Genomic DNA, 1,014 nt, shown 5'->3' with positions numbered 1-1,014 from the left:
TGCTTCACTCAAAATTTGCTGGATCTCGGGTAAATGGCGATGCCCGGAAACACCGTAAGCTTTAAAGCTATCAGCGCATTCCGATAACAGCATACCAACTTTAGCTGCACGCCCAGCACCACTGGTGCCTGTTTTAGCATCTGCAATGAGACGATCCGCCTGGACTAAGCCTTGCTCAACTAAAGGTAAAAAGCCCAACTGAATAACCGTAGGAAAACACCCAGGGCAAGCAACTAATTTGGCATCTTTAATTTGTTCACGATAGATTTCAGGCAGGCCATATGCAGCCTGAGGAATTAATTCAGGGCAGGCATGCTTCTGGTCATACCAACTTTCCCATACATCTACATCTTTCAAACGAAAGTCACCTGAAAGATCAATGGTACGCAAGCCGGAATCTATAAATTCAGACATCATTGACTGAGCCACACCGTGTGGCGTTGCAAAGAAGATAAGATCACAGCCAGCTAGTTCGTCTACGCTAGGATCGGTAAAAGGCAAGTCGATGTAGCCACGAACATGAGGAAACATATCTGCAACAGGGCGGCCTTTCTCAGTACGCGAGGTAACAACAGTAATTTCAACCTTCGGATGAAGCACCAATAATCTTAATAACTCCGAACCGGTATAGCCAGTCGCGCCTACAATACCTACCTTTATCACTTTATATCCCCAAATTTCGAATCTTAAAAAACGGCCGATTATATCACGAGATCAACGGCAAGGTTGTAAGCAATTATAGCCAGCCCTATGCCAAGCAAGGCAATTTTATTACAATTTATGGCTTGTATAACAATATAGCTGTGACACAAAACGCTCTATAATCGTTTTACGCACTCATCCTCTCGATAATAATCGCCGCCTACGGACATAACTGACTCAAGCATGCTACTTACTATTCGTACAATACTCGTTCTCACTTACTTCTTTAGCGTTGCTTTGCTCGGCAGTTGCATCTGTCTTTTTAGGCCCTTCAACCCTGATAACACAAGAATATGCGGGCGACTATTCAGC

Annotated in this window: 1 protein-coding gene; it reads right to left on the bottom strand. The window is 44.2% G+C overall.

Annotated elements, in window-relative coordinates; translation table 11 throughout:
- Positions 1-663 (bottom strand): N-acetyl-gamma-glutamyl-phosphate reductase (gene argC, locus A3729_RS27280; protein WP_068634481.1); only part of this gene is annotated, 663 nt, incomplete at its 3' end.
- Positions 664-1,014 lie beyond the last annotated feature (351 nt).

Source organism: Oleiphilus sp. HI0043, assembly GCF_001634935.1.
This window is presented reverse-complemented; position numbering and strand designations above follow the sequence as displayed.